Here is an 849-nt window from a genome sequence, read left to right as displayed (position 1 = left end):
GCAGGCCGAGTCGGCTGCGCCTCGATACGCTCCGGCTCCGGGCGTTCCGGCGCGCCGTCTGCCTGAGCAGAAATTTCCTGCCCAGAGGCTTTTCGTACAGGTTCTTCCTGTGCCACAGAAGATTCTTCAGGGGCGTGCTCCCGGCTGCCGGCCTGATCCACTTCAGGCGGCGTCCCTTCCGCCTGCTTTGCGGACCGCTCAGGGGCTGTGACTTCGGCAGGACTCTGTTCTCCGGCCGGTTCCAGCGTTTCCTGTTGCTGCCCCTCTGTGGTTCCGGTGCTGAAAATCTTTTTAATGGCTGAAAAAAATCCCATTCCTTCTCCTTCGTGACTCGTGCCGCGAAACAAAAAACCGGTGCAGGCCCAAAATGCCGGGCCTCATGGCCGCCAGGACGACCGGACACTCGGCGCAAACCTTAAAAAATCGCGCTGCCCTGCCGTCTTGCCACAGCCGCAGGGCCGTAGATATTCTCTTGCTCCCACGTGAGCAAACGCGGTCTTCCGGCAAACCGGACCCCTCCAGGACAGTTTTGCCCTGTGTTTGTCCCGTGATTGCCGCTTAACGGCGTGCAAAGACTGTTTACGCCAATGACGCGGGCCTTGCCATGCTTCGCTTCGCACGGCCAGAACGCTGCGTCAGTACGGACAACCTGAAAGTTGAATGCTCCGGAAACGCTCTTAGCGCAGGCTGTCCAACACTTCGTCAAGGGCCAGAACGCATTCTTCCACAGCCAGCGTTGCGCGCAGTCCATCAGGACCGTGCAGGGCTGTCTGCATGGCCTTGGCCGCGCCCGTCAGCCGCTCCGCGCCAAGACAGGGGGCCGCCTTTTCCAGCAGGTAGCCAAGACGA

Annotated in this window: 1 pseudogene; it reads right to left on the bottom strand. The window is 60.9% G+C overall.

Annotated features, from left to right (window positions below):
• Window positions 1–314, bottom strand: a pseudogene (locus tag V6C16_RS14440) (hypothetical protein); the annotation flags it as partial.
• Window positions 315–849 lie beyond the last annotated feature (535 nt).

The organism is Desulfovibrio sp. 1188_IL3213 (assembly GCF_036763145.1).
Lineage (GTDB): Bacteria > Desulfobacterota > Desulfovibrionia > Desulfovibrionales > Desulfovibrionaceae > Desulfovibrio.
This window is presented reverse-complemented; position numbering and strand designations above follow the sequence as displayed.